Genomic DNA, 24,219 nt, shown 5'->3' with positions numbered 1-24,219 from the left:
GCCCGGAAGGCGCCCTTCCCGGTCCATGAACATGGCCGATCGCTGCAGCGGCAAGCGGGGGCTCAAACGCACTCCCAGCGCCCCGCGGTCAGCGATGCCCCCGCGCCGGCAACTGCCCGCGGGTGTCGCGGGCGGCCAGCAGGGCGATGGCAGCCGCCACGAGCATCGTCCCCGGCAGCCACTGCCAGCCAACGAGGGCGGGGTTCTCCCAGAACAGCACCACCATCGAAACGGAGGGCACGAGATAGGTGTAGGCCGTGACCGCCCCCGGCGTCATGACCTCCGTCGACCTCTGCATCAGCCAGAAGGTCACGCCGCTCGAGAAGACGGCGAGGTAGCCGACGATCAGAAGATCGCGAAGGGTCACCCTGGCAAGTGCGCCCGCGCCTTCCGCGAGCGCGCCCAGCACGCCGATGGCGACTGCCCCGGCGGCAAGGCTCCAGAACGTCCGCACCGCCGCGCTCCTGGAGAGGAGCTGGCGCTCGAGCCCCCACTTGCTGAGCACCGGGTAGAGCGCCGAGCCGATGCAGCCGGCGAAGAAGACGGCGTCGGCGAGGGCGAAGCGGACGCTCCCCCCGGAAGAAGCGGCCTCCGCCCAGACGAGCGCGAGGGCACCGGCGGCACCGGCGCCGAGGATAAGGGGCAGGTCGAGCGCCCGCGGCTCGAGCGCGAGCATGCGGCCGAACAGGTAGGCTAGAAACGGCACGCTCACGTACAGCACCGACATGGTTAGCGCCGTTGTGCGATGCGCCGCCCAGAACATCGCACCGAAGAAGCTGGCGAGGCACAGCCCCATGAGGGCATAGACGGCCAGGGCACGGAGACCGGGACGCCGATCGGAAGGCAGCCTCACCAGCGGCCACAGCACGCCGGCCGCGATCGCGAATCGCAGCGCAGTGAGCTGCAACGGCGGCAGGCCCTGGGTGAGTAGCCCGACGACGGGAAATGATGACCCCACGATCACCGCCCAGCCGAGCATTCCAAGGTGTGCCTTCAGCACGTTGGAGCTCGGCTGCCTCCGGATACTCATGCCTGCTCGGCGCAATGGTCCACACTCGTCGACGCGAGTTGGCGGGCCAGCTCCCGAGCCCTGCGATGCGCCTCCGCCTTCGAAAGCGCGTGGCGCTCGCCACCGAACTCCTCGTATTCGATGGCGATGTGGAATGTGCTCGAGACGCCGAACAGCCTGCCGGCGCTGCGCAGATGCGGCTCCAGGTGATTGTGCTCGGCGTTGGGACCGCCGGGTGCGTAGCCGAACTCGCCCGAGGAGGACAGGATGACCATCGTCCTGCCCGAGAGGATGGGCTCCAGTGGCTGGTCACCGCGGGCGAGGTCGAAACTGAAGGTCTCCTCGACCCGGATGACCTGATCCACCCAGGCCTTGAGCGCGGCGGGCATGCCGTAGTTATAGTTCGGCGTGGCGATCAGCAGCACGTCTGCGCGCCGGATCTCGTCGATGAGCGTGTCGGATTGCTTCAGCACCTCGACCTGCTCCGCAGTGCGGCGTCCCTTCTGCTCGAAGGCCGCGGCGATCCACCGTTCGCTGATGATTGCGGGGGGCTCGCGCCCCACATCCCGCCGGATCACCGTGACAGCCGGCTCCTCGGCGCGCTAGGCGCCCTCGAAGCGATCCGCGAGCTCGCGGGTGAGAGAACGGCTCCGGCGCGCGGAGGCATCCAGACGCAGGATGGTCGTCATGGTTTCCCAACTCTCCATTCTCGGTTTGGCGATCACGGTCAGGCGGCCACACGCAGGCTCGCCACGCCGGCGACAATCAGCGTGAGGCCGACGAGTTTCGGCATGCTCATCGCCTCGCCAAAGGCCAGGGCGCCAACGATCGCCGAGCCGAAGATCCCGGCCGCCGTCCAGATCGGATAGGCGACACTGATGGGCAGCGCCTTGGCCACCAGGGTGAGCAGGCCGACGCTGGTGAGGAGAAAGACGGCCGCGACAGCAACCCAGGCCGGCCGCTCGAAACCCCGCGAGAGCTTCATGCCGACCACGAAGACGACTTCTGCGACGCCGGCGAGCGCAAGGTGGATCCATGCCATGCCGACCGCGTCCTCCATACCTGATCCCGCGCCACCCGCATCCGGCGCCGGGACTTGCCCGACTCCGCCGCTGGACAATCCTGCTCATCTTCCTCAGCGGGCGCTGAACCCAAGTTTTCTTTTCTGGTTATTGACCTACAAGCGAAAATTCGTCACTTATAAATTGATTTTTCTCATGCGTGGGGTGGCCCTGTGCGTATGCCCTCCCCTATGGCGCTTCGCGTCTTCGAGACCGCCGCGCGCCGCGGCAGCTTTCAGGCTGCAGCAGAGGAGCTCGGCGTATCACCGTCCGCGGTCTCCCACCAGATCCGCACGCTGGAGGATCAGCTCGACATCGCGCTATTCGTGCGCAGGACGCGCCGCGTCGAGCTGACCGAGGCCGGGGCGCGGCTCGCCTCGGCTGCCAGCCGCGCGTTCGGGGAGCTCGAGCGGGCGCTGGAAGAGCTGAGAGAAGCGGAACGGACGCTGACGGTCTCCACGACCCCCGCCTTCGGCGCCCTGTGGCTGGCACCCCGAATCCGCGATTTCGAAGCCGCGCACGGCGACATACGCGTTCACATCGACAGCTCGGTGAGTGTCGTGGACTTCGCGCGCGAGCGTCGCATGGATCTCGCGGTCCGCTACGGCCGGGGCCCTTACCCTGGACTCGACGCCGAGACGCTGGCGCGCGAGCGCCTGGCCGCCTACGGCACCCCCGGCTACCTCGCTGGGCTCGCGGACCCCTCACGGGCTACGTACATCGATACCCGCTGGCAGGGAGCCGGTTCGCCGCCGGTCACCTGGCAGCACTGGTTCGCACAGGCCGGTGAACTCCCACCCGCCGGTGCGCGGCTGCGCTCGTTCACCGAGGAGCAGCACGTGATCAACGCCGGGCTCGCCGGGCAGGGCCTGATCCTGATCAGCGATGTCCTCGTCTCGGACATCGTCCGGCGTGGCTGGCTCGTCCCCTATCGGCCGGAAGTCACGGTCGACGGCCTTGCCTACACCGTCGTCGTCCCGCCACAGCGCGCGCACAGCCGGCGGGTGCGGCTGTTCCGCTCATGGCTGCTGGCGCAGGAGGCATAGCGGCGCCGCGAGCTCCGAGCCGGATACCGGGATCTCCCGGAAATGAAGCGGAAGCGGCGGCGATCACGACCGTAAAAGCAAGTCATGACCCGTTCGCCCCAGTCAGCAACGCGTGGGTGCCGTGCGTCATCACCGCTCCGGCGCCGATGGCGGCGGCGACGACCACCGCCTCGGTGATCTCCGGGTCCGTGGCGCCGGCCCGGCGGGCGTTGCTGGTGTGGATGTCGATGCAGTAGGGGCACTGCGCCTTGACCGAGACCGCGAGCGCGATCAGCTCCTTGGTCTTCGTCGACAGGGCACCCTCCTGCGTGGCGGCCCCGCTGAACGTCTGTAAGGCCTTGAGCGCGTCGGGCGCATGGCCGGACATGGACTTCAGCTGATTCAGGTTGGACGGGTCGTAGTGGATCACGTGAGGGCTCCTCTGCCTGCTGGATGAGCCGGCGGCCTTGCGCGCTCCGCAGGGGGCCGCTGCGGATTCAACCTATCCGCCGGCGGGAAGTCGCTCTTCCAGGATCCTGCGATACTCTCAAGGTCCGCGGGTCAAGAGGCACTCTCGGGAAAGAGACCGGGCATCCAGCGCGACGCGAGCGCCGCCGGAAACGCCAGGCGGAGAGGGGCACGGGGACTGTCGGCAACGAGCACCTCGCGCTCGATAAGCGCCGAGGTGACGCGACGGGCCTGCCGCGCCCCGGTGCCAAGGAGGCCGGCGACGTCGCCCCGCGGCAGCTGCCCGCGGTAAAGCACGGCCTCGAGGACATTGCCGGACTTGGGCGGGAGGCGGTCCGCGCGGATTTCCTCCTCCGCCCAGATCAGGATGCGGTCGCGCAGGCGATCGGGCCGGACCAGCTCTTCCATGAACCTCACCTGATCGATGCACGTCGTTAGAAAAAACCGGGTGAACTCCGCCAGTGCCTCCTCGCTGAGGTGACCGCGGCCGTCCAGGTCGTTACGTCGCTCGGCATCGCAGGCGATGAGCAGATCCTTGTATCGTCCTTCCTGACGGGCGAGCCCCCGTGCGATGGACCAGATTCCGCCGGTATCGAGCGAATCCAGAAGCATCGCGTGGGACATGAGCCGGGCAACGCGCCCGTTTCCGTCGACGAACGGATGGACCCACAGCAGGCGGTGATGCGCCGTTGCGGCAGCGAGAATGCTGTCCACGCGCCCAAGGGCGCCATAGGCGGCTTCGAAGCGCTCGAGAAACCGCGGCAAGGCCACCGCGCTGACGGGAATGTGACGACCGACCCGGACATCGCGCTTGCGCTCGGCGCCCGGGACGACTCTGAGCCGCTCGCCGGTGTCGGGGCTTTCGACCCACAGCAGCTCGTCGGGCAGCAGCTCACAGAACCGGCGATGAATTTCCAGGAGGCCATCCCGGGTGGTGGCTTGCCCCCCGAGCCCGCCCTCGTCGATCCACTTCTGGACCGCGATATGGGCCCTGGCCTCCAGCTGCAGATTGCGCCTTTGCTGGTCGGCGCTGTAGTCGTCCCGAAGAGCGCGCTCGATATCGACCGGATGGGTGTCGTGCCCTTCAATGAGGTTGCTGTAGTAGCAGTTCATGGCGCGGACGAGATCGGCGAGCGCCCCGAGCAGGCCGTCGGGCAGGCTGCGCCGGAATCCCGCGGCCCGCTGCGCGAGCTCGAGGGCGAGATCAGTGAGCGGGGTTCGGTGGCGGGAGGTCTCGCCGATGAGCAGCGGCTCCATCAGGCTGATGGGCTCACCCCGGTCCGTTGCCGGCCCTTCCGGATCCGCTTTCATGTCCGCTTCGATGTCCGGTAGCAGAATTCCATATCGGCAATTCTGTCATGGACATACGGCTGCGCCTAGGGATTCACACGGCCCGCACATGACCGCTTTGAAGTCCGCTTGAGTCGGCTGGTAGCTCACATGGATGCGACGGCATACGGGACGGTTTGCGTAGACCCGCGCCGGCCGATCCACCGTCCGCTCCTCGCGCACGTTGCCCGTGTTGAGCGTCGCGGCCGGCTCGAACAGCAGCACATGGGCCTCCTCCTCGGCCACCGGCTGATGCTCAACGCCGCGCGGCACCACGAATAGCTCGCCCTCGTCCAGGACCACCTCCCGGTCGCGCAGCCGGATCCGCAGCCGGCCGTGGATGACCAGGAACAGCTCGTCCTCGTGCTCGTGCTGGTGCCAGACGAACTCGCCCTGCACCTTCACGATCCTCACGTGCTGGCCGTTCAGCTCGGCCACGACGCGCGGGCTCCACTGCTCAGTGAATCCCGCGAGCTTCTCCTTGAGGTTCACCTTTTGCATATCCGGTCCTCCACCTGCGCTCCCCTTGGAGCGGTCCTGTCCCTCGGGTCCAAAGCCAGCCTCCCGCCTGCACTGCCGCACTGTCACGAACGGGAGGCCCAACCGCAACTATGACCCGCCGTGACCGGCGAGCAGTGGCAGCGGGCCTACCCGCACCTCATGAGGCTCGCGGACGAGCTTGCGACGGAACTGACGGCGCTGTTCCGCCAGCGCAGGAGGTCCGGCGTGGCGATCCTTCGCGACACACCGCCGCTTCGGACCTTCCGCAACATCACGCCCGCCGACTGACCGCTGAGCCAATCCCCCTCGGCCAACAGCGCCGCTACCAACATTCACGCAAGCGTCCTTCCCCGTACGTGTGGCGAATGCTGGCGACCAGCGTCTGGTCGGGCACGCCTCCCGCCAGAGCCTTCTTCGGCAACGTTCGAAAGTCTCTGGAGGAAAGCCCTGATGTTGAGGCGGGCATCCTTTCGGATCACCCGAATAGGTTCTGCCCCCCTTCGAGAACGCGGCCGCGGGGACCAGAGATCGGCGCTATCCTTCGCCGCGAAGACGTCGGCCCTGGAGGCAGCCATGTATCTCTCCGCACAGGACATCGAGCGGATGGAGGGCACCGAGAAGGTGCACTTCCTCAACCCGCAGGCGGTGCGCCGGAACCGCTCCCTGGGTGACGCCGTGGGCCTGGAGCGCCTGGGCGTGCACCTCATCACGGTGCCGCCCGGGCACTACTCCACCGAGTATCACGCCCACCGCTACGAGGAGGAGGCGGTGTACGTGCTATCCGGGCGTGCCCGGGCGACGCTCGGCGAGGACACGCTCGCCGTCGGCCCGGGGGACTTCCTCGGCTACCCCACGAACGGCACGGCCCACGACCTCTACAACGACGGCGACGAGCCCCTGGTGTGCCTAGTGGTCGGGCAGCGCCTTGCGCAGGACGTGACCGACTATCCGCGGCTCGCCAAGCGGCTCTACCGCAACAGCGGCGAGTGGGACGTGGTGGACCATGCGGACATTCGGCCCGTGCGCCGCTAGAGGCAGCGCGCACGGCGGGCCGCTGGATGAGAGCGCTACCCAGCGAGGGGGAACGCCGGAAGAACTACCCCGCTCAGCTTGAGCGCCGGAACGTGGCGAGCAAGGCCGCGGCGCCTACGAACAGCATGCCGAAGCCGCGATGCACCCACTGCAAGTGCTTCGGATCCCGCCAGAAGGCGAGCAGGCGGGCGGCGAGCAGCGTGTAGCCGCCCATGACCACGATATCCACGGCCACCATGGTGGCGGCCATGGTTCCGTACTGCGCCGCGAGCGGCCGCACCGGGTCGATGAACTGCGGGAGCACCGCCAGCATGAAGACCGTCGCCTTGGGGTTCACGGCGTTGACCAGAAAGCCGTGGGCGACCATGGCGGCGGGGCGCTGCGCGACCTCCGTCTCGGCATGCAGCGCCGCCCGTGCCCCGGCGAGGCGCCACTGCTGCACGCCGAGCCACAGCAGATAGGCGACACCGCACCAGCGCACGATCTCGAACGCCGTGCCCGAGGCGGCCAGCACCGCGCCCAAACCGATGGCGACCACCAGCAGCTGCAGCATCAGCCCGAGCTGCTGCCCGAGCGCCGTCCACACGCCGTGCGGGAAGCCGTTGCGCAGCCCGCTGGAGAGGGAGGCCACCGCGCCGGCGCCGGGCGAGAGGCTGATGGCCACCGCCGCGACCACGAAGGCGAGCCAGGTTTCGAGTGTCATCGGAGGGATCTCGGCCTAGAAGAGCTGTACCAGGGACTGCACCATCACCGAGCGCTGCTTACTCCCGCGTGTACTCGGCAATGATGGTCATCGCGCTTACCGCATCCTCGAAGTACCGCCTTCTGACGTCGAGATACTCCGGATGGGCGAAGAACGCCCGGGAGGCCGGTTGGTCGGGGAACCGGATCGTGAACACACGGTTGATCGGATGCTCCACCTGCGAGCGCAGCACTTCCGAGACGCGGAAGTCATAGCCGAAGCCACCGCCATGCCGCTCGAGAATGGGCGTCATCGCCTCTCGATAGCGCTGGTAACCCGCGTCGTCCGTGACGTGCAGTGCCATGAGCATCTCAAACATCCTTCGGCTCCCAGTAACACGCGGTAACCCCGATCCACCGGCGCCGGACTCGCCGGCTGGCAGAGCAAGCCCCAAGTCGGTATGCCATGCCTGAGCAGCAGGGGGCGCGGCACATCGTCCCGCAAGCGGCGGCTACCCGCCAGCGGCTTCCTGCACTTGGCGCTCCAGCTCCGCCAGCGCACGATGCACGTCGCTCACGACCACGGAACCCTCGCCGACGGCGCTTGCGACACGTTTCACCGAGCCCGCGCGCACATCCCCCACTGCGTAGACCCTGGGCAGGGTCGTCTCGAAGGTGCTCGGCAGGCGCTCCAGGGGCCAGCGGGCCCGGACCAGGGCGAGGTGGCCGAGGGTCTGCCCGGTGCAGACAAACCCCTTCTCGTCCACCGCAACCTCCGGCGGCAGCCAGGCGGTGAACGGCAGCGCGCCGATAAACAGAAACACGAAGGGTGTCTCGAGCCGCTCGAGACCGCGAGGGGTGCGGATCCGGATTGCACCGAGGCGCTCACCGCCGTCAGGCTCACCCCCGTCGAGCAGTTCGGCGAGCTCGCTGCCCGGATGTAGGATGACGTTGGGCGTCTCCTCGAGCCGGCGTACGAGGTAGGCCGACATCGTCTCCCGGATGTCCGCACGGCGGTAGAGGACGTGTAGCTCCCGCGCCACCTCGGCGAGGAAAATCGCGCCCTGGCCGGCGGAGTTGCCGGCGCCCACCACCGCCACGCTGGCCCCGACGCAGAGCTGGGCCTCCACGGGCGATGCGCCATAGTAGACGCCGTTTCCCTCGAAGGCCTCCAGCCGCGGGATGTCCAGGCGCCGGTACTGCGCGCCGGTCGCGATCACCACGGCGCGCGCAGCCACTGCCCGCCCGTCGGCGGCACGCAGGCAGTAGCGGCCATCCGCGAGCGGCTCCAGCGCGGTGACGCGCGCCGGGGCGGCGATGCGCACGCCGAACTTCTGCGCCTGCACCGCCGCACGGTCGGCGAGCTCGCGGCCGGAGACTCCGGCGGGGAAGCCGAGGTAATTCTCGATCTTGGAGGAGCTTCCGGCCTGCCCGCCCGGCCCCTCGGCGTCGAAGGCGATGACGTTGAGGCCTTCGGACGCCGCATAGACGCAGGCGGCGAGCCCGGCGGGGCCGGCACCGATCACCACCAGGTCCGCCTCGGCCCCGTCAGCCAGGGAGTCGAGAGCGAGGCTGCGCACGAGGGCATCCGCGGTCGCGTTGCGCAGCACCCCGGAGGCGCCGAGCACAACGGCGGGGAGGTCGGGACCGGTGAGCCCCTTCGCGGCCATCACGGCACGGGCAAGAGGGTCCGTCTGCGTGTCCAGCCAGTTGTGGGGCACGGAGCGGCGGGACAGAAAAACCCGCAGGGACACGACCGCGCGATCCTGCGCGCTGCCGAGCAGGATGACGGAAGCGTGGCGCCGACTGATCGCGAACGTCCGGCGCGCCGTGAACGTGCGCACGAAGACCTCGGAGAGCCGGGGGCTTTCCACCAGCAGCCGCCGGAAGTTCGCGTAGGGAATGTGCAGGACCTCCCCCGCCTTGCCCATCACCATGCGCGCGAGCGATGCGTTGCCCGTGAGCACGGAGAGGTCCCCGGCGAACTGCCCGGCCTCCATCCAGCCGACGCGCTTCGGCCCCTCCGCGCTCTCGACGATGATGTGCGTCTCCCCGGAAAGGGTTACCAGGCAGTCGGCCTCCCGCTCCCCCTCTGCCACGAGCAGCTCGCCGGCCTCGTGGAAGAGCACCTCCCCGTAGGGCCGGAGCTGCTCGAGCTCCTGCGGGGAGAAGGTGTAGTTGATCTCGGCAGTCGTGGTGGCCATATGCGGCCAGTTTGTAGCCGCGTGCCAGCGCGCGTTCTTGCAGATTTGCGCGCGCGGATATGCCCATGGCGCACTGCCGGTCACTGCGCGCGCCGGCGTGTGCCGAGCCACCGGCAGGCCACGTAGAACACCGGGGTGAACAGCAGCCCGAAGGCGGTAACGCCGAGCATCCCGGAGAACACTGCCGTGCCGAGGGCCTGGCGCATCTCGGCGCCGGCGCCGGTGGCGAGCATCAGCGGCACCACGCCGAGGATGAAGGCGAAGGAGGTCATGAGGATCGGCCGCAGGCGCAGGCGCGCGGCCTCCACGGCGGCATCAAGGGCGCTGAGCCCCCGCGCCTCGGCCTGCTTCGCGAACTCGACGATCAGAATCGCGGTCTTGGAGGCGAGCCCCACCAGCACCACGAAGCCGATCTGGACCAGGGTGTTGTTGTCGATGCCGCGCAGCATCACGCCGCTCACCCCGGCAAGCAGGCACATGGGCACGATCAGGATCACCGCCAGCGGCAGCAGCCAGCTCTCGTACTGGGCGGCGAGCAGCAGGAAGACGAAGCCGTCCGGCAGGTGCTCCGCCAGCACTCCTTCGACGCGCGCGAGCGCCTCGCCGGTGGAGGTGCCGGGCAGCACCGCCCCCTGCACCGCGGCGGCGGGGAAGAGATTGTAGCGGGCGACCCGGTACGGCCCGGTCATGGGCTCGAGGCTCGCCACCGAGCCGAGGGGCACGCTGGCCCCGCTGCTCGAGCGCATGCGCAGGTCCAGCACGTCGCGGGGCTCGTCGCGAAAGGCCGCGTCGGCCTGCGCGGTGACGCGATAGGTGCGCCCGAGGAAGTTGAAGTCGTTGACAAAGGCGGAGCCGAGGTACACCTGCATGGCCTCAAACACCCGCTCCGGCGGCACGCCGAGCTCCTCGGCCTTGACCCGGTCGATGTCGGCGAACAGCTTGGGGGTGGCCGTGTTGAACAGCGTGAAGGCGGCGGTCAGCCCCTCCGTCGCATTGGCCTGCCGGGCGATGTCCGCGGCGGCCGCCTCCAGCGCCGGCAGGCCGCGCCCGCGCTCATCCTGCACGTAGAGCTTCCACCCGCCGGCGTTGCCGATGCCGCGCACCGGCGGCGGCGCGATCACGAACAGGTTGGCCTCGGTCAACGCGCCAAGGCGCTTGTAGGCCTCGTCGATGATCACCTCATTGGAGCGTCCCGTGACGGCCCGCTCCGGGAACGGTTCGGTGGTGAAGAAGATCGTCCCGGCATTGGGGGCGTTGGTGTCGGCGGTCTCCAGGGCGTTGGAGCCCGGGCGCTGGAAAATGCCGATGGGCAGGGCCACGGTGTCGTCCAGGTAGCCGTTGGTGCCGTAGTCCTGGGCGCCGAGCTCCACCCGGCCCACGTCCCGCACGCGCACCTTGCGCCCCTCTGGCCCGGCCCGCAGCACGATGTCCTCGAACTGCGCCGGATCCGCCAGGCGCCCGAGGGTCTCCACGTTCAGCTCGAAGGCGCCGGGCCGCGGCACCGGCGGCTGATTGAGCACACCGGAGGCCACCTGCACGTTGTTCGCGCGCAACGCCGCCACTACCTCGCCGGCGGTGAGATCGCGGGCCGCGATGCGTTCCGGGTCGAGCCACACGCGCATGGCATAGGCGCGCTCGCCGAACACCGTCGCCTGCCCGACCCCGGGGATGCGCAGCAGGCGGTCCACCACCTGGGTGCGGGCGTAGTAGGAGATGTAGAGCTGGTCCCGGGAGTCGTCCGGGGAGAGCATGTGCACGACCATCATCAGATCCGGCGAGCTCTGCCGGGTCTGCACGCCGAGTCGGCGCACCGCCTCGGGCAGCCGCGGCTCGGCAATGGCGACGCGGTTCTGCACCAGCACCTGGGCCTCGTCGAGGTCGGTGCCAGGGCGGAAGGTCACGGTGAGCACCAGGCGGCCGTTGGAGGTGGACTGGCTCAGCATGTAGAGCATGCCCTCGACGCCGTTGATCTCCTGCTCCAGCGGCGTCGCGACGGTGTTGGCAATCACCTCGCCGGAGGCGCCGGGGTAGCTCGCGCGCACCTCGATCGTCGGCGGCGCGATCTCCGGGTACTGGGTCACCGGCAGGCCCAGATACGCCAGCCCGCCGATCAGCGTAATCAGGATGGAAAGCACGGCCGCGGAGATCGGCCGCTCGATGAAGAAATGGGCGAGGCGCATGCGGTCAGTGCCCGGCGGCGAGGCGCAGGGTCGCCGGCACCGCCGTTACCCGGGCACCGGGGCGCACCCGCTGCACCCCGGAGATCACCACCCGCTCAGCGGCCGCGAGACCGCTGCGGACGACCGGCAGGCCATCGCGGCGCCCTTCGTGCCGACGCCGACGCGGCAGCCATCACCCACGGGCGAGCAGGAATGAAAGACGCCGCCATGGCGGGCCCGATTGACTCAACCTGGGAGGTCTATGCGGCGTTCAAGCGTGGCAGCGCGCTTCGGCGTCGGCGTCGATCAGGGAGTTCCGTAATGGACACCACCGGTCTGCCTAATCTGGTGGAGTGGAATCTGGGCGGCCGCCTGGCGCCGTACGTCCGGGACGTGCGGGCGCCCGAGGGCTGCCCGGTACGCATGACCGAGTCCCACCAGCCCTCCGGGGACATGTCCGACCCGCCGGTGTCGGATCTCGTCATCACCGAGCTGCTCACGCCGACGCCGTTCTCCAGCGACCTCGGGGCGGGAATGTTCTCCGGGCGCGGGCTGCCCGGGCAGTTCGTGGTCGTGCCGCCGGGCGTGCCCACCACCATCCTGATCGATGCCCCGCACCGCATCCGCAACGTCGGCATCGATGCCCGCACGGCCGCGCTCTGGCTCAACGGCGACGCCAACCGGCCGCTGGACTTCGGTGTCCTGCACGCGCAGATCAGCGACGACCCGCTGGTGCGTCAGACCCTGCACGCCCTGTGGGGCGAGCTTTCCGCCGAGGAGCCGGCGGCGCGGCTGTTCGTCGAGAGCGCGGCAAGCGCCCTGCTCGCGCGGATCGCCCTGCTCGCCCAGCGCAGCCAGGGCCGCGAGCCGTTCCGGGGCGGCCTCGCGGCGTGGCAGGCACGCCGCGTCACCGAGTATCTGAACGCCCACTTCGCCGAGCAGATCAGCCTCGACGAGCTCGCCGCCCTGGTTCATCTCTCGCCCTACCATTTCGCCCGTGCGTTCAAGACCACCCTGGGCCTGCCGCCACACCGCTACCAGACGCGGCTGCGCCTGGAACGGGCCCAGGCGCTGCTGCGCGACACCGACCTCACCGTGGCCCAGGTGGCCGAGGCCGTTGGCTACGAGACCCCGCAGGCGCTGGGGCGCCTCTTCCGGCGGGAGCTCGGCATGAGCCCGGCGCGCTATCGCGGACAGATCCGCCGCTGAGCCGGCCCGCGGGCTACCAGCCGACGCCAGCGCGAATTTCAGCCGGCGGCCTGCCCTCTCCTCTGCAACCCGTGGCCGATCTTGCGCCGCCTGTTCCGCGTTTGCGCAAACGTGCGCAGGGCCGCGGTCAACCCATGGCGCCGCGGCCATGGCGGTGACAAAGTTCCGGAGAGGACGTTACGGAGCCGATCCCCGACGGGCCCGGAGCCGTTGGTCCGAATGTTCGGTCGTCACCACGCCCTGGAGGCTGCAGTGGGCACGCGGGAACGATCTCGGCTGACGGCAAAGGAGCTCTGGCGTCTGCTCCTGATCCGTCCGTTCGACCGCGCCGGCTGGAGTGCGGCCCTCGGCGACGACTGCCACCTGCGCATCGGCAACCGGCCGCCCTGCCTCGGCAAGGCCTGCGCCCTCTCCGCCCTCGAGCACCTGCTGGGGCGCGTCGACAGCGTCGGCACCGGCTTTCGGGACACCTGGGAATTTCGCGAGGCCATCATTCTGGAAACGGATCTCGGCGTCGGCTGCGACCGCGATCGGCCACCGCTGATCATCCCCTGCGCCGTGTTCGCCCGGGTGACTCGGGATCAGGTGCGCGACCTCCGCTTCTATCTCGATCCTTCGCCGATCCCCTCCACGGGGCTTCACTAGTGTCCCGTTTCGCGGCTGCGCGCGGCAGGCGAACATGGCTAGCCTGGCCGCGCGACGCCGTTGCGGCTTCCGCCGTCACGGTTTGCCGGACTGCCGCCGCGTTCCGCACGGTAGCGCCCCGGCGTACGGCCGGTGAGGCGCTTGAACACGGTGGTCATGTGCGACTGTGACGAGAATCCGACCTCGTAGGTAATCTCGCACAGCGGCATGGTTCCGGCCTCGATCAGCCGGCAGGCCTCGGCTACACGGCATGCGAGGACGTAGCGGTAGGGCGGCACCCCGAAGGCCCGCCGGAACGCGCGGTGGAAGCGGTAGCGATCGAGCCCCACCAGCGCGGCCAGCTCGGCAACCAGCAGAGGCTCACAGAGATTGCCTTGGACGTGGTCCCGCAGCAGCGCCCGCTCGGGCCCGGACAGCGCCCGCCGCGCCGACGCGCCGCTGTCGTCAGTGGTGATGATGTGAACCGGTCGCTCCATGGCTGCTTTCCTCCCTGAACGGGTCTCCCGGCCACCCGCGGCACCGCAGCCAGCGGCCGGGGCGCGGGCGGGAATCCCCGCTCCGTGAATCCAGCGGCGCATCGCGGCCCGCAATGCGCCCTTCAACGGAAAAAGCACTGCCTTTTCGCAGGTTCAGTTTTGTTATTCCCGACTGTCCGCGGAAGCGACCGGATTGCGGGTAGTGAACCGCTTTTGCGAACGACAGATCGGGGCAGAATCCGGGCGGAATTCTCCAAATCCCAGAGCTTCCGCCCTATTGCACGTGCCACCGCGCGGCCGGGGGCGGTGCCGGACGTCGATCGCGCTCGCTGTGCGGGTTTGGGCCAGCCGACGGCGGCAGGCGCGGGGGCGTCACCGTCGGCAGGGATTCGGCTGCGATTCGAGAGCGGGTTGGAATGCAGCGCCCGAACGGGTGCGCAAATCCGGATTATTCGCGGAATGGAACCGGATTTGCTCTCGGTGAAACGAAATTGCGATACGGGGAATCACCGGAACTACGGTGCACCGGAGCAGTGTGAAATTACCCCGCTCACCGCGAGGCATGGAATACCTTTATCCAGGGGATATCCCACCCGAATGACACGGAAGCGCTGCCAAAGCGAAGCGCTTCCGTGCCCGATCCGGGACTACTCGAGGCCCGCCCGCTGCAGCGCCTCATCCAGGGAACGCCGCGTCTGCAAACCGACCAGCGTCTCGACGGCGCGGCCGTCGCGGAACACCACCAGCGTCGGAATCGCGCGCACGCTGAAGCGGCGGGCGGTCTCCTGATGCTCGTCCACGTTGACCTTGGCGATGGTGAGGCGCTCGCCGTGCTTCGCCGCCAGCCCCTCCAGCACCGGTGCGATGGCGTGGCAGGGGCCGCACCAGGGAGCCCAGAAGTCCACCAGCACCAGCGGCTCGCGCTCGACGAGCGCACGCAGCTCGGCGTCGCTGACAGGGATCGGGGCGTGCTCGGTGACCGTAGCCATGATGCATCTCCTCTTCCGGATTGCCTCGCGCGGACCCGCGGACGATATCGGGGCCCGCTGATTCATGATGGCTCCGCCGGCTGGCGGCTCCTCGCACCTACCTAGTGATCGGTCGGCAATATAGGGAGCTGTCCGATGGGTTTCAAGCCTATTGAGCGATAGGTAGTATTTCCCCGGATGGGCTTGGAGTCTGCGCCTTGGAGCGTCTGCCGGCCGCGCTCAGTGAGGCACCCGGCCCGGTACCGGCAGCGAGGCGACGCGTGCCCGCGCGGCAGCAAGGCGCTCGTCGGCGGCGGACATGAGCCCGTCGGCCACGACCCACTCGACGTCCTGTATGCCGATGAAGCCGAGCACGTGACGCAGATAGCCGCTGGCGTGGTCCAGATCGGAACCGACCGCCGTACCGCCGGAAACCATGACCACGCAGGCCTGCCGGCCCTCCAGTAATCCCCTGGGGCCGGACTCGGTGTAGCGGAAGGTCCGCCGCGCGCGGCACACGAGGTCCACCCAGGCCTTCAGGGCCGCGGGGATGCCGAAGTTGTAGATGGGCGCTCCGATCACCACCGCGTCCGCCGCGAACAGGTCGTCCACCATCTCATCGGAGGTCGTCAGCGCCGCGCGCTGAGCCGGTGAGCGCTCGTCCGCCGGTGTGAAGTTGGCCGCGATCCAGCGCTCATCCACCTGCGGCACGCCGCCTGCGAGCTCGTGCCGCAGCACGCGCAGCGCGGAGACCCGCCCGCGCCAGTGATCCAGCACCGCGTCCACCAGATGGCGGCTGTACGAGCCGGCGTAGCGGCCGCTGCCATCCACCCTGAGTACTGTCGTCTCCCCGTTGCTCATGTGGCACCTCCCGGTTCCGCGTGCCGCTGCCCGCCTCGCCGGCGCGGGTGTCCGGCGGGGTCTGTCGAGCGTCACCCTACGGACCGCCGGCGTGCGCGACTTCCAGGTTTGTGCCTCGGGTGCTGCGACAGTCGCCCACTCGATCTATCAGTCGATTGATATACTGCGGGCGTTCTGTCACGAGCGCTGGCAACCGGGAGGTCCCTCGCCATGGCGCGGGAGAACAGCACCGCCGAGCGCATTCTCGAGGCCGCCGAGCGGCGCCTGCGTGCCGGCGGCTACAACGGTTTCAGCTTTCGCGACCTGGCGGAGGATGTCGGCGTGCGCAGCGCGAGCGTGCACCATCACTTCCCCACCAAGGGGGACCTGGTCGCGCGGCTGGCGGCGCGCTACGCGGATCGTTTTCTCGCGACGGTGGCGGACGCCCCCGGCGGCGCGGGCCGTATCGCCGCCTACCGCGAGGCCTTCCGCCGCTCGCTGGAGAGCGGATGCGTGATGTGCCTGTGCGGGCTGCTGGGGGCGGAGAGTGCTGCCCTCCCGCCCGAGGTCGCGCGTGAGTCGCGGCGCTTCTTCGAACGGGCGGCGGCGCACCTGGCCGAGGGGTTGCACGACTCGGTGAGCGAACCTGAGACAACCGCCCTGACCGTGCTCGCGCAGCTGGAGGGCGCGAGCCTGCTGGCGCGGGTGTTCGGCAGCCCCGACGTCTTCGACCGGGCCACCGCGGCACTGGAGCGCCTGACACCCCGCTGACCGGCCCGCGGCCGCCGGCGCCTGCGGGGCGCCAGCCGGGCCGCACAATGACGAAAGACCGCCTGCACACCGCCCTCTACGCTGCAACACCATGCCGGAACGCAGCGCAGAGGAGCGGATGCCGTGGACCGACTCAAGGACAAGCGAGCACTGATTACTGGCGGCAGCAGCGGCATCGGCCTGGCGACCGCAAGGCGCTTCCGGGAGGAAGGCGCGCGGATCGCCATCGCCGGCCGCAATCCGGCGGCGGTGGAGGCCGCGGCCGCCGAGCTGCCGGGGGTGGCGACGATGGTCGCCGACGTGGGGCGCCGCAGCGAGGTCGCGACGCTGATGGAGCAGGCCCGGCGCGAGCTCGGCGGGCTGGACGTCCTCTTCGCCAACGCCGGCATCGCCCGCATCGGCCCCGCCGAGGCGCTGGACGACGCGACCATCGACGAGGTGCTCACGATCAACGTGAAGGGGGTGCTGTACAGCATCCTCGAAGCCGCGCCGCTGATGACTGACGGCGGCAGCATCGTGGTCACCACCTCGGTGAACAACCGCATGGGTATGGCGGGCTCGAGCATCTACGGCGCCTCCAAGGCCGCCGCCCGCTCGCTGGTGCGCATCCTCGGCCGGGAGCTCGTGGAGCGCGGTATCCGCATCAACGCGGTGAGCCCGGGCCCGGTCGAGACACCCATCTACGGCAAGCTCGGCCTGCCCCAGGCCACCCTGGACGGCTTCGCCGCCGACCTCTCCCGGAAGATTCCTCTGGGCCGTTTCGGGCGCCCCGAGGAGATCGCCGAGGTCGCCCTGTTGCTCGCCAGCGATGAATCCTCCTACCTCGTCGGCACCGAGATCGTCGCCGACGGCGGCTGGACCCAGCTCTGACGCAAGGAGTACCGAGTCATGCAGAACAACCCCTATGCCGACCCGGAGCAGTCCGCCCTGCCGGCGACCGACGTCGAGGTGACCCGCGAGAGCACCGGGCTGGTGATCACCGATCCGCAGATCGACTTCCTGAGCGAGCGGGGCGTGACCTGGCCGGTGGTGGGCGAGAGCGTGACCGAGCACAACACGGTGGAGAACATCGGACGGCTGCTGGCCGCGGCCAAGCGGCACGGGCTGGCGGTGTTCATCTCCCCGCACCACTACTACCCCACCGATCACGGCTGGCGGTTCGGCGGCCCGCTGGAGAAGCTGATGCACGACATCGGCATGTTCGATCGCAAGGGCCCCTACAGCCTGGATGGCTTCGAGGGTTCCGGATCCGACTTCATGCCTCAGTACCGCGAGCACATTCTCGACGGCGAAACGGTGATCGCCAGTCCGCACAAGGTGTACGGCCCCGAGAACAACGACCTGGTCCTGCAATTGCGAAAGCGCGGAGTCAGCCGGGTCATTCTCGCGGGGATGTCCGCGAACCTGTGCACCCAGGCGCACCTGTTCGAGCTGCTGGAGCAGGGCTTCGAGGTGGCGGTGGTGCGGGACGCCACGGCGGCCGCCAGGATCCCGGACGGCGATGGCTACCAGGCCGCGATCATCAACTTCCGCTACGTCGCCAACGCGCTCTGGACCACGGAGGAGGCCGTGCGCCGCATGGCCGCGGCGGCGTAGGCGGCGTCTGCCCGGCCCGCGATCTTGCCCCGCTTTCGGCCGCCCTTCCCCCGGCGGCCTTCTTTTTCGGCGCCGGCTGATCTATGCCGTGCTGCGGCGATAACGGCCAGGGGGCAGCCCGGTTACGCGCTTGAAGACCGTCGTCATGTGGGACTGGGAGGAGAAGCCCGCTGCCAGGGCGATCTCGCTGAGCGGGAGGTCGCCCTGCTCCAGAAGGGCCCGGGCCCGGGCGACACGGCGCTCCACCACGTAGCGGTGGGGCGATCGGTGAAACGCCTTCTGGAAGGCCCGGTGCAGGGCGTGGCGGTCCCGCCCCAGCAGCCTGCCGAGATCGGCCACGGTGATCGGCTCGGTGAGGTGCGCCTCGATGTAGTCCTCGAGCTGCCGGCGCTCGCCTGCCGTCAGCGCGCCGCCTGCCGCGCCGGTGTCACGGCGCTCGGCGAGCCAGAGCGGAACACGGCGGCGGGCCAGCTCGCCCAGCCGCCGCGGCTCCCGACCACTCAGCCTCGCGATCAGGGCATGGGCCTCCCGCAACGGCGGGTGTCCGTCGAGCCGCGGATAGGTCATCGCCTCCCAGAGCGCGGGCAGCGTGTGCAGCGAATAATCACTGTTGGGCCGGGCCCGGTGGCGCACGAGCGTGCGCCAGCCCTCCGCCGATACCGGTCGGTACCGCAGCGGCAGCTCACTCGTCGCGGCCAGCCGATCCACCAGACCGGCGACGGTCGGCACCTCGGTGGCGAGCGCCAGGCGGCGGCTGGGCGCAGGCTGGAGGCCGGGCTCCCGCAGTAGCCCCGCCACGATGGCGGCCACATCCTCGGCGGCGATCAACGGCAGCCGGCATTCCCCGTCCCCCAGCGGCAGGCGGATTTCCTCGCCCTGGGCGACGTCGTAGGCGACGTGGCGCAGCAGGGACTCGGTCAGCAGCCCCGGCTGCAGGTGCAGCACGTCGATGCCCGCCCAGTCCATGACCTGCTCGGCGAGCCAGTGCTCGCGCAGGCGCAGCGCCGGACTGTCCGGCGCTGACTCGAGCTGGGAGACATGCACCGCATGGCCGAGGCCGAGCTCCCGCGCGGCGGTGGCAAAGGTGGTGGCCGCATCCAGCAGCCCCGGATGCATGGTGTAGGCGAAGCAGGCCGCCCGGCAGCCCCGCAGGGCGCTGCGCACCTCGCCGAGGTGAACGGGATCGGCGGGAATCACCTCGACGCCGAGACGGACCAGCGTGCGGGTACGCCGGCTGGGCCTGCGCACGAGCACCCGCACCGGCTCTCCCGCCCGCGCGAGCCGCGCTGCGATGCGATAGCCGACGCCGGCCTCGCGGCAGGCGTCGGCCAGCATGACGAACAGCGGATATCGGTGCGCAACAGCGTCCATGAGCGTCAGCCCCACGCAACGGGATGGCGGCTCCGGCGAGCCGGCCGCTCACCATCGGCGGCCGCCTGCCGCGCCGTCTTTCAGCCCTGCGCGACCGTGTCCGTCGTCTGCATCGCCACATCTCCGAGCGGTGCCACGCAGTCCGCCCGCGGAGGGGAGCGGTCAGTCGTGAACGCGCCCGCACAAGGGAACCGCCAGTTTTGAGCAGGCGCATGACGGGCACAAGCGCGCCAAAACACGGTGCACGCCCGCAGCCGCGAATCGGTGAGATGTGCGGGCCAAGGACCGAACGCCGGCGCTGATACGTGATGGCGTGACCCCGCCGCGCCGCCCTTGTGCTACCTTCTGTAACGCTGCGAGGAGGAGAGAGCATGGCTCCATCGGATCATGGCGCTGGCGCGGGGAGTCTGATCGTCTTCCTGTTCGGGCTGCTGCTCTTTGCCTCGCCGTTCACCGAATGGTGGGCCGCCCGGCAGCCGCCCTGGTATACGGCCTATGCGCTGTGGCTGTTGCTGATCGTGCTGATCGGGCTGGTGGTGCGGCGGCTGGGGCGGCATGACCTTTAGCCTCGCAACGCTGTTCGTCAGCGCCATCGCCTACCTCTCGGCGCTGTTCCTGATCGCCTACGGCACCGAGCGGGGCTGGCTGCCGCATCGCCTGCTGCATCATCCCGCCGTCTATGTGCTCTCCCTCGGCGTCTACGCCACCACCTGGAGCTACTACGGCAGCGTCGGCTTCGCCGAGCGCTTCGGGCTCGGCTACGCGACCATCTACCTGGGCGTGACCCTGGCCTTTGCGCTCACGCCGGTGCTGCTCATGCCGCTGCTGCGGCTGACGCGCACCCACCAGCTCACTTCGGTGGCGGATGTCTTCGCCTTCCGCTTCGACAGCCAGCTGGCGGGGGTGCTGGTGACGCTGATGATGCTCACCGGGAGCCTGCCCTACCTGGCGCTGCAGATCCGCGCCGTGGCGGAGTCCACCCAGGTGCTGAGCGGCGACTCGCCACCGCACGTCATCGCCATCGGCTTCTGCGTGATGGTGACGGTGTTCGCGATCATCTTCGGCGCCCGCCACGTCACGCCGCGGGAGAAGCACACCGGACTGGTGGCGGCCATCGCCTTCGAGTCGCTGGTGAAGATCGGCGCGCTGCTGCTGGTAGCGGCGGTGGCAGTGGGCCTCGCCTTCGGCTCCCCCGGCGGCATGCAGGCCTGGCTCGCCGCCAACCCGGAGCGGCTCGCGAGCTTCTACGGCCCGGTGCAGGGGGATACCTGGGTCAGCCTGCTGTTCATGACCTTCGCGGCGGCCTTTCTGCTGCCGCGACAGTTTCACATGATCTTCACCGAGAACCTGCGCGCCGACGGCCTGCACACCGCGAGCTGGGCCTTCCCGCTGCTGCTGCTTCTGCTGGCGGCGGTGATTCCGCCCATCCTCTGGTCAGGGCAGGCGCTGGGGCTGCCCTCGCCGCCCGACTATTACGTGCTGGCGATCGCCATGTTCAGCGAGTCGGTGCCGCTGGCGGTGCTGGCCTACCTCGGTGGCATCTCGGCGGCCAGCGCAATGATCATCGTCTGCACGCTGGCGCTGTCGTCGATGTCGCTGAACCATCTGCTGCTGCCGCTGGTGCCCCCGGACCCGGCGCGCAATCTCTACGCGGCGCTGCGCTGGGCGCGGCGCATGCTGATCGCCGCCATCATCGCGGCCGGCTATCTGTTCTACCTCATCCTCGAGCGCGCCGAGGGCCTGGTCTCCTGGGGCCTGATCTCCTTCCTCGCCATGGCACAGTTCCTGCCCGGAATCCTCGGCGTGCTGTTCTGGCCACGGGCGACGCGGGCAGGCTTCATCAGCGGGCTGCTGGCGGGCGGGCTGATCTGGGGCTTTGCCGGCCTCCTGCCGGCGCTCTCCACCGTGGGCCCGGTGGAGATCATCGGGCTCGATGCGGCCACGGCCCAGTCCGCCGGGCACTACGGCCGGGTCGCCTTCTGGTCGGTGAGCCTCAACGCGCTGCTGTTCGCCGCCGTGTCGCTGGTCACCCGGCCCGGCGAGCGCGAGGCGGAGGCGGCGGCCGCCTGCCGCGACGTCAGTACCCGCATCCCGCGCGGGGCGCTGGTGGCGGGTTCCCCGGCGCAGTTCGCCGAGCAGCTGGCGCCCGTCACCGGCGGGCCGGCGGCCCGTGCCGAGGTGAGCAAGGCGCTCGCCGACCTCGGGCTCGACTGGGATGAGGGCCGGCCGGACCGCCTGCAGCACCTGCGTGAGCAGATCGAGCGCAACCTCTCCGGGATGATGGGCCCGATCCTCGCACGCATGATCGTCGACGAGCGCCTGCAGCTCGATACCGACACGCGCACGGCGCTGGCCCAGAACGTGCGCCTGATCGAGGAGCGCCTGGAGCGCTCGCGCAGCCGCTTCCGCGGTCTCGCCGCGGAGCTGGACCAGCTGCGCCGATATCACCGCCAGATTCTCGAGGATCTCCCCCTCGGCGTGGTGGCGGTGACGCCCATGCGCCGCATCGTGCGCTGGAATCCGGCGATGCAGGCCCTGACCGGGCTCGCGGCACCGCGGGTGATCGGCAACCGCATCGAGGAGCTGCCGGAACCGTGGGGCGCCTTCCTCGCCGGCTTCGTGGCCGAGGACGCGAGCCATGCCTACAAGCGTCCGCTGCGCCTGCCGGGAGAGAGCCGCTGGCTGTCCCTGCACAAGGCCTGGATCGCCGAGCCCGGACGCGGCGAGACCGGCGACCGGCTGCTGCTGGTGGAGGACGTCACCGAGCTGCAGCGCCTGGAGGACGAGCTCACCCACAGCGAGCGGCTCGCCTCCATCGGCCGTCTGGCCGCCGGCGTTGCCCACGAGATTGGCAATCCGGTGACCGGCATCGCCTGCCTGGCCCAGGAGCTGCGCGAGGGCGACGCCGACGGCGAGGCCGCCGAGCAGATCCTGGAGCAGACCCAGCGCATCAACAACATCGTGCAGACGCTGGTGAGCTACGCCCACGCCGGCCATCACGAGGCCCCGGAGCCGCAGCCGGTGCGCCTGCGCCCGGCGGTGGAGGAAGCGGAGCGGGTGGTGCGCCTGAGCAAGCGCGCCCGCAGCATGGCCTTCGACAACTGCGTGCCCGACGGCATCCAGGTGCTCGGGGACTATCAGCGCCTGGTTCAGGTATTCGTGAACCTGTTCACCAACGCCATCGACGCCTGTGACGCCCAGGGCCGCATCACCATCGCCGCCCGGCGCCATCGCGGGCGCATCCGCATCCAGGTGCTGGACGACGGGCCCGGCATTCCGGCGCCGATCCGGGACAAGATCCTGGAGCCCTTCTTCACCACCAAGGCCCCGGGGCAGGGCACCGGCCTCGGCCTGCCGCTGGTGTACAACATCCTGCGCGAGCACGGCGGGGATCTCCGGCTGCAGCCGCGCCGGGGCCGCCAGCGCGGCACCGAGGTGGTGATCACCCTGCCCCCGGGGGAACCGATGGAGGCAAGTCAGCGTCATGCCTAGCGTGCTGATCATCGAGGACGAGGCGGTCATCCGGAACGCCCTGACGCGGCTGCTCGAGCGCGACGGTCTCAGTGTGACGGCGGTGGAATCCGTGGAGGCGGCCACCCGCGCCGGCAGCCTCAGCACCCACGACGTGATCCTGGCGGACCTGCGCCTCCCCGGGCGCCCCGGCACCGACGTCATCCCCCTGGCGGAGGAGACGCCGGTGATCATCATGACCAGCTACGCCAGCGTGCGCTCCGCGGTGGACGCCATGCGCGAAGGGGCCATCGACTACATCGCCAAGCCCTTCGACAACGACGAGCTGCGCCTGACCGTGCGCCGCGCCATCAAGGAGCACACCCTGCAGCGCCAGAACGCCGCCCTGCGCGCCCACGTCGAAGCGGACTACCCGGTGAGCGGCATCATCGGCACCTGCGCGCCGATGCAGCGCGTGTTCGAGCGGGTGCGCCGGGTGGCACCAACGGACACCTCGGTGCTCATCCTGGGGGAGTCCGGCACGGGCAAGGAGCTGGTGGCGCGGGCCGTACACGAGGGCAGCGAGCGCCGGCAGGGGCCGCTGATCGCGGTCAACTGCGCGGCCATCCCCGAGTCGCTGATCGAGGCCGAGCTGTTCGGCCACGAAAAGGGCGCCTTCACCGGCGCCACCGGGGCCCGCGAGGGCCTGGTGGAGGCGGCGAGCGGCGGCACGCTGTTCCTCGACGAGATCGCCGAGCTGCCGCCGGCGGCCCAGGCCCGGCTGCTGCGGGTGCTGCAGGAGGGCGAGATCCGCCGCGTCGGCGCCGCGCGCTCGCGGCGTGTGGACATCCGTCTGGTGGCGGCGACCCACCGCGACCTGCCGCGCATGGTGGAGGCGGGCCAGTTCCGCGAGGATCTCTACTTCCGCATCCAGGTGATGGAGATCCGGCTGCCGCCGCTGCGGGAGCGCGGCGAGGACGTCCCGGAGCTGGCGCGATTCCTGCTCGGCAAGGCCTGCCGGCGGCTCAACCGCCCGCCCCTGCGCTTCAGCGACGAGGCGCTGCAGCGCATCCGTGGCTACGCCTGGCCCGGCAACGTCCGCGAGCTGGAGAACGCCATCGAGCGCGCGGTGATCCTGACGGACAGCACGCAGATTACCGCCGATCTGCTGGCCCTGCCCGCGGACACGGATACCGCCGCGGGCAGCGGGCTCGATCTCTCGCTGGAGGAGTACTTTCGCGAGTTCGTGCGCGAGCATGAGGCCTCGCTGACGGAGACGGAGCTCGCGCGGCGGCTTGGCATAAGCCGCAAGGCGCTATGGGAAAAGCGTCAGCGGCTCGGGATTCCGCGGCGCCGGTCGGCGTGATTGTTACTTAGGGTAACGGTCTGTTACGCGCAGTAGCACTCAGATACCGCGGGACGCC

At 69.8% G+C, this 24,219-nt stretch carries 25 protein-coding genes and 2 pseudogenes; 12 read left to right on the top strand and 15 right to left on the bottom strand.

Annotated features, from left to right (window positions below):
- Positions 1–88: 88 nt before the first annotated feature.
- The 3 genes from LMH63_RS08100 to LMH63_RS08090 all read right to left on the bottom strand — a co-directional run bounded on the left by LMH63_RS08100 (position 89) and on the right by LMH63_RS08090 (position 2,069).
- Positions 89–1,030, bottom strand: coding sequence for a DMT family transporter (locus LMH63_RS08100; RefSeq protein WP_109678096.1), 942 nt, complete (start codon positions 1,028–1,030; stop codon positions 89–91).
- Positions 1,027–1,572 carry an FMN-dependent NADH-azoreductase gene (locus LMH63_RS08095; protein ID WP_199225637.1) on the bottom strand — a complete coding sequence of 182 codons (546 nt, stop codon included), beginning with the start codon at positions 1,570–1,572 and terminating at the stop codon, positions 1,027–1,029. The genes LMH63_RS08100 and LMH63_RS08095 overlap by 4 nt, the downstream gene beginning before the upstream one ends.
- Before the next feature lie 164 nt (positions 1,573–1,736).
- Entirely contained in the window at positions 1,737–2,069 is a 333-nt protein-coding gene (locus LMH63_RS08090; RefSeq protein WP_199225638.1) for a DMT family transporter, read from the bottom strand.
- 192 nt (positions 2,070–2,261) lie between these two features.
- On the opposite strand from LMH63_RS08090, the gene LMH63_RS08085 reads away from it, so the two are divergent.
- Complete coding sequence (locus tag LMH63_RS08085) at positions 2,262–3,116, top strand: LysR substrate-binding domain-containing protein (protein WP_158280345.1); 855 nt, start codon at positions 2,262–2,264, stop codon at positions 3,114–3,116.
- Positions 3,117–3,198: 82 nt separating this feature from the next.
- Here LMH63_RS08085 and LMH63_RS08080 read toward each other — a convergent pair whose 3' ends face one another.
- The 3 genes from LMH63_RS08080 to LMH63_RS08070 all read right to left on the bottom strand — a co-directional run bounded on the left by LMH63_RS08080 (position 3,199) and on the right by LMH63_RS08070 (position 5,393).
- On the bottom strand, positions 3,199–3,525 hold the full coding sequence (locus tag LMH63_RS08080) for a carboxymuconolactone decarboxylase family protein (RefSeq protein WP_199225639.1): 327 nt from the start codon (positions 3,523–3,525) through the stop codon (positions 3,199–3,201).
- 131 nt (positions 3,526–3,656) lie between these two features.
- Entirely contained in the window at positions 3,657–4,874 is a 1,218-nt protein-coding gene (locus LMH63_RS08075) for a Fic family protein (protein WP_229332759.1), read from the bottom strand.
- Positions 4,875–4,919: 45 nt separating this feature from the next.
- Positions 4,920–5,393, bottom strand: a complete 474-nt coding sequence (locus LMH63_RS08070) for a cupin domain-containing protein (protein WP_109678100.1) — start codon at positions 5,391–5,393, stop codon at positions 4,920–4,922.
- Between the two features lie 120 nt (positions 5,394–5,513).
- On the opposite strand from LMH63_RS08070, the gene LMH63_RS08065 reads away from it, so the two are divergent.
- Together LMH63_RS08065 and LMH63_RS08055 are read left to right on the top strand one after the other, a co-directional pair.
- Positions 5,514–5,681, top strand: coding sequence for a hypothetical protein (locus LMH63_RS08065; RefSeq protein ID WP_158280346.1), 168 nt, complete (start codon positions 5,514–5,516; stop codon positions 5,679–5,681).
- 285 nt (positions 5,682–5,966) lie between these two features.
- Positions 5,967–6,425 carry a cupin domain-containing protein gene (locus LMH63_RS08055; RefSeq protein WP_109678102.1) on the top strand — a complete coding sequence of 153 codons (459 nt, stop codon included), beginning with the start codon at positions 5,967–5,969 and terminating at the stop codon, positions 6,423–6,425.
- Between the two features lie 73 nt (positions 6,426–6,498).
- On the opposite strand, the gene LMH63_RS08050 is transcribed toward LMH63_RS08055, so the two are convergent.
- The 5 genes and pseudogenes from LMH63_RS08050 to LMH63_RS19615 form a co-directional block, all read right to left on the bottom strand.
- Entirely contained in the window at positions 6,499–7,128 is a 630-nt protein-coding gene (locus tag LMH63_RS08050; protein ID WP_109678104.1) for a LysE family transporter, read from the bottom strand.
- Between the two features lie 58 nt (positions 7,129–7,186).
- Positions 7,187–7,486 (bottom strand): DUF1330 domain-containing protein, encoded by a 300-nt coding sequence (locus tag LMH63_RS08045; RefSeq protein WP_109678106.1) that lies wholly within the window; start codon positions 7,484–7,486, stop codon positions 7,187–7,189.
- A gap of 132 nt (positions 7,487–7,618) precedes the next feature.
- Entirely contained in the window at positions 7,619–9,310 is a 1,692-nt protein-coding gene (locus tag LMH63_RS08040) for an FAD-dependent oxidoreductase (RefSeq protein ID WP_109678108.1), read from the bottom strand.
- Between the two features lie 80 nt (positions 9,311–9,390).
- Positions 9,391–10,515 (bottom strand): annotated as a pseudogene (locus LMH63_RS19620) (efflux RND transporter permease subunit); the annotation flags it as partial.
- A gap of 120 nt (positions 10,516–10,635) precedes the next feature.
- A pseudogene (locus LMH63_RS19615) lies at positions 10,636–11,490 on the bottom strand (efflux RND transporter permease subunit); the annotation flags it as partial.
- Here LMH63_RS19615 and LMH63_RS08030 point away from each other — a divergent pair.
- The 3 genes from LMH63_RS08030 (at position 11,489) to LMH63_RS08020 (ending at position 13,323) form a co-directional block, all read left to right on the top strand.
- Positions 11,489–11,686 carry a hypothetical protein gene (locus tag LMH63_RS08030; protein ID WP_146205195.1) on the top strand — a complete coding sequence of 66 codons (198 nt, stop codon included), beginning with the start codon at positions 11,489–11,491 and terminating at the stop codon, positions 11,684–11,686. The pseudogene LMH63_RS19615 and the gene LMH63_RS08030 overlap by 2 nt on opposite strands.
- A 104-nt stretch (positions 11,687–11,790) precedes the next feature.
- Positions 11,791–12,678: an AraC family transcriptional regulator gene (locus tag LMH63_RS08025; RefSeq protein WP_229332758.1), complete on the top strand. Its 888-nt coding sequence runs from the start codon at positions 11,791–11,793 to the stop codon at positions 12,676–12,678.
- Between the two features lie 219 nt (positions 12,679–12,897).
- Complete coding sequence (locus tag LMH63_RS08020; RefSeq protein WP_109678112.1) at positions 12,898–13,323, top strand: hypothetical protein; 426 nt, start codon at positions 12,898–12,900, stop codon at positions 13,321–13,323.
- Between the two features lie 38 nt (positions 13,324–13,361).
- On the opposite strand, the gene LMH63_RS08015 is transcribed toward LMH63_RS08020, so the two are convergent.
- The 3 genes from LMH63_RS08015 to LMH63_RS08005 all read right to left on the bottom strand — a co-directional run bounded on the left by LMH63_RS08015 (position 13,362) and on the right by LMH63_RS08005 (position 15,628).
- Positions 13,362–13,799, bottom strand: coding sequence for a helix-turn-helix domain-containing protein (locus LMH63_RS08015; RefSeq protein ID WP_158280347.1), 438 nt, complete (start codon positions 13,797–13,799; stop codon positions 13,362–13,364).
- A gap of 647 nt (positions 13,800–14,446) precedes the next feature.
- Entirely contained in the window at positions 14,447–14,788 is a 342-nt protein-coding gene (gene trxA / locus LMH63_RS08010; protein WP_109678116.1) for a thioredoxin, read from the bottom strand.
- A gap of 219 nt (positions 14,789–15,007) precedes the next feature.
- Positions 15,008–15,628, bottom strand: coding sequence for an FMN-dependent NADH-azoreductase (locus LMH63_RS08005; RefSeq protein WP_109678118.1), 621 nt, complete (start codon positions 15,626–15,628; stop codon positions 15,008–15,010).
- 210 nt (positions 15,629–15,838) lie between these two features.
- Between LMH63_RS08005 and LMH63_RS08000 the strand changes: the two genes are divergently transcribed.
- From LMH63_RS08000 to LMH63_RS07990, 3 genes are all read left to right on the top strand, one after another.
- The gene (locus LMH63_RS08000; RefSeq protein ID WP_109678120.1) at positions 15,839–16,378 is read left to right on the top strand and encodes a TetR/AcrR family transcriptional regulator; all 540 of its coding nucleotides are present in this window, start codon (positions 15,839–15,841) and stop codon (positions 16,376–16,378) included.
- Between the two features lie 123 nt (positions 16,379–16,501).
- Positions 16,502–17,248, top strand: a complete 747-nt coding sequence (locus LMH63_RS07995) for an SDR family oxidoreductase (RefSeq protein WP_109678122.1) — start codon at positions 16,502–16,504, stop codon at positions 17,246–17,248.
- A gap of 18 nt (positions 17,249–17,266) precedes the next feature.
- Positions 17,267–17,974 (top strand): cysteine hydrolase family protein, encoded by a 708-nt coding sequence (locus LMH63_RS07990; RefSeq protein WP_109678124.1) that lies wholly within the window; start codon positions 17,267–17,269, stop codon positions 17,972–17,974.
- 81 nt (positions 17,975–18,055) lie between these two features.
- Here the strand turns inward: LMH63_RS07990 and LMH63_RS07985 are convergent, their stop codons facing one another.
- Complete coding sequence (locus tag LMH63_RS07985; RefSeq protein WP_109678126.1) at positions 18,056–19,345, bottom strand: helix-turn-helix domain-containing protein; 1,290 nt, start codon at positions 19,343–19,345, stop codon at positions 18,056–18,058.
- A gap of 371 nt (positions 19,346–19,716) precedes the next feature.
- Between LMH63_RS07985 and LMH63_RS07980 the strand changes: the two genes are divergently transcribed.
- Genes LMH63_RS07980 through LMH63_RS07970 form a run of 3 tightly spaced genes read left to right on the top strand, consistent with a single transcriptional unit; the run spans position 19,717 to position 24,161 of the window.
- Positions 19,717–19,911: a hypothetical protein gene (locus LMH63_RS07980; protein WP_109678128.1), complete on the top strand. Its 195-nt coding sequence runs from the start codon at positions 19,717–19,719 to the stop codon at positions 19,909–19,911.
- The gene (locus LMH63_RS07975) at positions 19,901–22,837 is read left to right on the top strand and encodes a sensor histidine kinase (RefSeq protein ID WP_109678130.1); all 2,937 of its coding nucleotides are present in this window, start codon (positions 19,901–19,903) and stop codon (positions 22,835–22,837) included. The genes LMH63_RS07980 and LMH63_RS07975 overlap by 11 nt, the downstream gene beginning before the upstream one ends.
- Positions 22,830–24,161 carry a sigma-54-dependent transcriptional regulator gene (locus tag LMH63_RS07970; RefSeq protein WP_109678132.1) on the top strand — a complete coding sequence of 444 codons (1,332 nt, stop codon included), beginning with the start codon at positions 22,830–22,832 and terminating at the stop codon, positions 24,159–24,161. The genes LMH63_RS07975 and LMH63_RS07970 overlap by 8 nt, the downstream gene beginning before the upstream one ends.
- Positions 24,162–24,219: the final 58 nt, after the last annotated feature.

It is taken from the genome of Spiribacter halobius (assembly GCF_020883455.1).
GTDB lineage: Bacteria > Pseudomonadota > Gammaproteobacteria > Nitrococcales > Nitrococcaceae > Sediminicurvatus > Sediminicurvatus halobius.
The sequence above is the reverse complement of the archived record's forward strand: the minus strand, read 5'-3'. Positions and strand labels throughout refer to the sequence as shown.